General features: G+C 40.1%; 6 protein-coding genes and 1 riboswitch. Of the genes, 4 read left to right on the top strand and 2 right to left on the bottom strand.

The window, feature by feature from the left end; translation table 11 throughout:
• Positions 1–172: 172 nt before the first annotated feature.
• Positions 173–610 carry a permease gene (locus DCC82_RS10935; RefSeq protein ID WP_233252988.1) on the top strand — a complete coding sequence of 146 codons (438 nt, stop codon included), beginning with the start codon at positions 173–175 and terminating at the stop codon, positions 608–610.
• Between the two features lie 868 nt (positions 611–1,478).
• On the opposite strand, the gene DCC82_RS10925 is transcribed toward DCC82_RS10935, so the two are convergent.
• Positions 1,479–2,474 (bottom strand): acyltransferase family protein, encoded by a 996-nt coding sequence (locus DCC82_RS10925; protein WP_015864105.1) that lies wholly within the window; start codon positions 2,472–2,474, stop codon positions 1,479–1,481.
• Between the two features lie 99 nt (positions 2,475–2,573).
• Here DCC82_RS10925 and DCC82_RS10920 point away from each other — a divergent pair, with 99 nt between their 5' ends.
• From DCC82_RS10920 to DCC82_RS10910, 3 genes are all read left to right on the top strand, one after another.
• Positions 2,574–2,756, top strand: coding sequence for a hypothetical protein (locus DCC82_RS10920; protein WP_081188854.1), 183 nt, complete (start codon positions 2,574–2,576; stop codon positions 2,754–2,756).
• Positions 2,756–2,935: an H-type small acid-soluble spore protein gene (locus tag DCC82_RS10915; RefSeq protein ID WP_015864103.1), complete on the top strand. Its 180-nt coding sequence runs from the start codon at positions 2,756–2,758 to the stop codon at positions 2,933–2,935. Before DCC82_RS10920 ends, DCC82_RS10915 begins: the two co-directional genes overlap by 1 nt.
• A gap of 76 nt (positions 2,936–3,011) precedes the next feature.
• The gene (locus DCC82_RS10910) at positions 3,012–3,179 is read left to right on the top strand and encodes a twin-arginine translocase TatA/TatE family subunit (RefSeq protein ID WP_015864102.1); all 168 of its coding nucleotides are present in this window, start codon (positions 3,012–3,014) and stop codon (positions 3,177–3,179) included.
• A 25-nt stretch (positions 3,180–3,204) separates the two neighbouring features.
• Here DCC82_RS10910 and DCC82_RS10905 read toward each other — a convergent pair whose 3' ends face one another.
• Positions 3,205–4,677: an amino acid permease gene (locus tag DCC82_RS10905; RefSeq protein WP_097354595.1), complete on the bottom strand. Its 1,473-nt coding sequence runs from the start codon at positions 4,675–4,677 to the stop codon at positions 3,205–3,207.
• Between the two features lie 157 nt (positions 4,678–4,834).
• Positions 4,835–5,024, bottom strand: a riboswitch (Lysine riboswitch).
• Positions 5,025–5,180: the final 156 nt, after the last annotated feature.

Here is a 5,180-nt window from a genome sequence, read left to right as displayed (position 1 = left end):
TCCCATCATGAGATGGGATTACCCGAGAAGCCCCCACCTCTAAGCGAAGCGTAGGTGGTGGGAGTATGTCACTTCCAAGTATTAACGCTGTGTATGCTACAGTAGCTGTTTTTTCGCTTTTTATTTTCATTAATCTAATAGGTGTTAAAGGAGCAGCTTATCAAAAAACGGAGTGCCACATTGGGGATTAATTGTACCTGGTATCATAGGAGTAGTTAGTGCTGGTTCAGCTAGTTTTGCCAATGCTTTAATTATTTTATCTGTGTTTGGTGCGATTACTATGTATTGCTTGAGTCTCATATCGCTGTTTGTGTTGCGGAAAAAAGAACCTAATATGGAACGTCCTTTCAAAGTAAGCTATCCAGTTGTCCCAGGCATAGCACTTTTTTTAGGTATCATTTCGTTTTTTTGCGTATTAAAGTATAGTGTGTTAGCTACAAACCTTCCTCTCTTCGGAATGGAAGTTCCATTGATCGTTGTAATTTTGTTCGTGTTTGGCGCGGGAAGCATTTACTATTTCTTAGTAGGTGCAAAGAAAATTCGCCCAATATCTGAGGAATTTGTATCTATTGAAGATGTAGTATCTAGCCAGCAAAATATATCGTTATAATTTCAAGAAAAAGTAGTTCATTACTCATAAAAGTGGGAGGGAACCAGAGAAAGAGCCGAAGAGTCGCAAGTGAAAGAAAGACAAATGGCAATTGGAATAAAATCTTCTTTCTCCACAAAGAATATCAAGAAGTGTTAGGCGAACGGAATAGATTTTCGAAAACGAATCCGGATGCGACATTCACGGCGGTGAAAGATGATCATGGAAAAATGGCTAGTAAGAACCAACCTATATAAGTTGCAATTTTGTTTTACATGGCATTGTTCGCTCTTCTTGTTACCGTGCCAGCTTGTCAGGTGATAAAGACGGGACATGGAGATCGGAAATTCTTTATTACAACCTATATAGATACAATATACAGGTGTGAGAACAGAAAATCAATTTATCGTTATCACGAATAACCGGTGAGACCTCCATGTTTGGAGCCATTTGGTCACTTTGGATATCCAAAGACCAAACAAAAACGAGTCATTATGGATTCCGCCTAAAGGAGTGAGGAGAACTACATGTACTGCGAGAAAAAGAAGGTGGTCACCCTTGGAGCGGAAACAAAAGAAAGAGTTGCTGAAAGAGATTAGCTGAATTGAGAACATGACGTATGAGGAGAAATTGAATGAGAGAGATTTACACCAAAAGGGAACTTGGTGTTTGTGTGTAAACAGAATTGCTGTGGAATGGTTTATGCTACCCACAATTGAAAAAAGTAGGCGGTCACCGTCGACACAATGAAAAGAAGAACATGCAGGAGAATGAGGAGAAGATCTTTTGAAAAAGTAAAAATATCAAAATGATGTAAAAACAAGGAAAGAGGCTGCCCGCAAAAAGTTATTTTACCGATATTGGGACAGCCTTTTCTTTGTTACTATGTTTATGAAACAGCCTGTTTCTTTTTTGGGAATCGCCATTCCAAAAGTGGGCGCATAATGCGTACAATCGGTTTGCTTCCAAGAACAAGCACAACGATGACGGACAATCCTAGTAATAGCGGGTAACCGTGAATGCTCATAATAAAATCTGGAAGTTTTGTTTCATGCAAGTATTTTAAAATAAACCCGTGCAAAATATAAATATAAAATGTTCTTGCGCCTAACACCGAGAAAGAAAAACGATGGTTTGGAATAAGCGAGAGAAAACTGACCATCATCAGAGTGCTTGCGCCATAAATAACCAGGCGCACGAAAACTCCTTTTTCCTCTGGTACGCCGAGCGTATCGTATGATTTGGAACCGTATAGCCATTCTTGCGGCAAATCAGGAAATCCGAAATGAATCATGATAAACATCCCGACTAGTGCAAATAGTGAAAATAAACGTACGCGCCATGTAAATAATCGTTCAATATTCTTTTTTTGAAGGAAAAATCCTAATAAAAAGAATGGGAAAAACGTAAACGTACGCGATATACTTAGCCATTTCTCTGCTTCGATCATGCCCGCTCCTACTCCTAAGAGAAGGGCAAGCAATAGTGAAACGTGTTTTGGGATTTTGGCAAAGATCCATAATAACAAATTCCAACTAAATAAGCTAATTAAAAACCATAGACTCCATTGGGGAGTGAGCAAATCGAATTCAATGGAATCTTTTTGATATAAAAAGTAATAGTAAACCGAATACAACAGTTGAAAAATAAGGTAGGGAAGCAATAATTTTTTTGTTATCTTTTTTAAATATCCTTGTTCATGAAATTTTTTAGCAAAATAACCTGAGATAAAAATAAACGCCGGCATGTGGAAAAAGAAAATCCAAATATATAAGCTATGCACCCATAGTACACTATCGATATACGGGCGGAGAAAATGACCGAACACGACGAGAAGCATCAGTGCGCATTTTGCATTGTCAAAGTAATAATCGCGTTCGCTCATTGTATCTTCCTCCCTTCTTATCTATACCAATTCGAATGATACTTCTTCTCTTTTGAGGGGTCAATAGTATATCAATTTTTGGAAAGGTGTGATAATTTGATGGTAGAACGCGAAACGACCGATATGACCCAGTTATTAGAAATAATCAACGCGAAAGGGGACGAAGGAGAACTTGAACAAATTGTGCACCTTGTATGTAATGACGAATTGTTTTGGAAAAGTCTACATTCATTAGCGGAAGATAGCGCCAAAGCGGACGAAGAAGGGAAGGAAAATTGGTAATGGAAGTCATACGTGCAAAGCAAATCGCAAAATCGGGAAAAATCGTGCCAGTCACATACGAAGGGCAGCAGGTAATGATTCAACATGTGGATGAAGAACGGGAAATGGCGCGTATTTATAAAAAAAATCGCCCAGAGGAAGAAATGGAAGTACCCGTTCGTCTTCTGCAAGAACAATAATCGTATTCGAATGGCGCTTGCGGTTTAGGTATGGTATAATAATAAAAGAATTGAATAAGCATATGGAGTGAATCGTATGAACATCGGGTTTGGAGAAATTGCCCTTATCGTTTTTTTCGCGCTATTAATTTTTGGCCCAAAAAAATTGCCGGAATTAGGACAAGCGGCTGGAAAAACGTTGCGTGAATTTAAAAATGCGACAAAAGGAATTATCGATGATGAAGAGCAAAAAGTACAAAAATAAGGACTTGGTAATACATACCAAGTCCTTATTTTTGTTCCAAATCGCATTCATGCAACGGAACGATTTTTGTTTTTTTCACAAACTTATACCCGAGCCAGACGATAATAAAGAGCGGCAGGCCGATGTACGAAACAAGAACCCCATACCAGTCGATCGTTCCGCCAATAAAAGCCGGATAGTTTTGTCCTAAAATAACAATGGTGCAAACAATAAATGCAAAAATAGGACCGAACGGGAACCATTTCGCTTTATACGGTAAATCATCGAGGCTTTTCCCTTGAGCAATATACGCTTTACGGAATCGATAATGGCTGATCGCGATCCCGAGCCATGCAATAAACCCTGACATTCCGGAAGCGTTCAATAGCCATGTATAAACGACACCATCGCCAAAGAAAGAAGCTAAAAAAGCAAGCGTTCCTATTGATGAAGTGACAATAAGCGCATTGACTGGAACTCCGCGTTTATCCAGTTTCGCTAAAAATTTTGGCGCTTTCCCTTCACGGGCTAAATCCCAAAGCATGCGGGTAGACGCGTACATGCCGGAGTTGCCTGCCGATAAGACAGCAGTTAAAATGACGGCGTTCATTACCGAAGCGGCAAAGGCAACTCCAGCTTTATCGAATACAAGTGTAAACGGGCTAACTGTAACATCGCCGTTGGCAAGTCTTTCATCTGTATAAGGGATTAACAAGCCGATTGCCAAAATAGCTAATACATAGAATAACAAGATGCGCCAAAACACCCGGCGAATGGCGCGGGGAATGCTGTGTTCCGGATCTTCTGTTTCTCCAGCAGCGACCCCTAACAATTCCGTTCCCTGAAAGGAAAATCCCGCCGCCATAAAGATTCCTAACATGGCCATAAAGCCGCCGTGAAACGGGGCATCTCCAATGGTAAAGTTTTTAAAGCCAATCGCTTCACCGCCCATGATTCCGAAAATCATCAGGAAGCTGACAATTAAAAACACGATGACAGTTGCCACTTTAATGAGGGAAAACCAATATTCCGCTTCTCCGAATCCTTTTACCGATAAGTAATTTAAAAGAAACATAATGCTTAAGCAAAGCGCGCTCCATAAAAGCGATGGGCTATGTGGAAACCAAAATTTCATAATCATCGTGACCGCAGATAGTTCCGCGGCGATCGTAATCGCCCAGTTGTACCAATAATTCCATCCTAATGCAAACCCTAATGCAGGATCAACGAATTTCGTTGCATATGTGCTAAAAGATCCAGAAACAGGCATGTATGCCGCCATTTCCGCAAGGCTTGTCATTAAAAAGTACACCATAATGCCAATGGCTATATATGCCGCAAGTGCTCCACCGGGTCCTGCCGTATGCACTGCTCCGCCGCTTGCCAAAAATAAACCTGTACCGATTGTTCCTCCGAGGGAAATCATCGTTAAATGGCGTGTTTTTAGTTTTCGCCGCAATCCGCTCTCAGAAAGGGAAGCTGAAGAAGGAGCAACCATTGTTTTTGTTGCTGTTTTCATTAATGAACCACTCCCTTATTATTTACAAATATTATGATAAAAATCTGAAAATTATTAATTTTTATTAATAGGATGTTCTGTGACATCCATATAATAAAAAAAGCCGTCGAAGGAGATTCGACGGCAGTGTTGAGATAACTGCATACATCAACTCTCCCATGAAGATAGCGCTCCATACCCGCAAATTCATGCGGGTATGACAGTGTTGCCCCTATTCGGTGACAACCCCAGCCTGAGCACCCAGAGAAATGCCCAGACTTCGGCAGCTTTTCCTTTCCGGTAAAGTCGTTGACGTGCTCTGCGTCTCGTTTACCGTACTCATAAAAGCTGCGACCTCTACTTCAATGGTTGAATGAGCGGCATATTCAATTATATTAATATATCTTTATTCTAATCTATTGTTGTAATTATAGCAATAGAAAATTAGAAATAGCAGCTATGAAGAGTATATTTCAAAGTTTTTCGTCAAAATAGGGATTTTCAAATTATCCACAGTTGGTAAA

This window comes from Geobacillus sp. LYN3 (assembly GCF_003064505.1).
GTDB lineage: Bacteria > Bacillota > Bacilli > Bacillales > Anoxybacillaceae > Parageobacillus_B > Parageobacillus_B toebii.
The sequence above is the reverse complement of the archived record's forward strand: the minus strand, read 5'-3'. Positions and strand labels throughout refer to the sequence as shown.

Bases quoted from the DNA above. Each gene is read 5' to 3' on its own strand.
- DCC82_RS10925 (WP_015864105.1), bottom strand. From the start codon at position 2,474: ATGAGCGAACGCGATTATTACTTTGACAATGCAAAATGCGCACTGATG.
- DCC82_RS10920 (WP_081188854.1), top strand. From the start codon at position 2,574: ATGGTAGAACGCGAAACGACCGATATGACCCAGTTATTAGAAATAATC.
- DCC82_RS10915 (WP_015864103.1), top strand. From the start codon at position 2,756: ATGGAAGTCATACGTGCAAAGCAAATCGCAAAATCGGGAAAAATCGTG.
- DCC82_RS10910 (WP_015864102.1), top strand. From the start codon at position 3,012: ATGAACATCGGGTTTGGAGAAATTGCCCTTATCGTTTTTTTCGCGCTA.
- DCC82_RS10905 (WP_097354595.1), bottom strand. From the start codon at position 4,677: ATGAAAACAGCAACAAAAACAATGGTTGCTCCTTCTTCAGCTTCCCTT.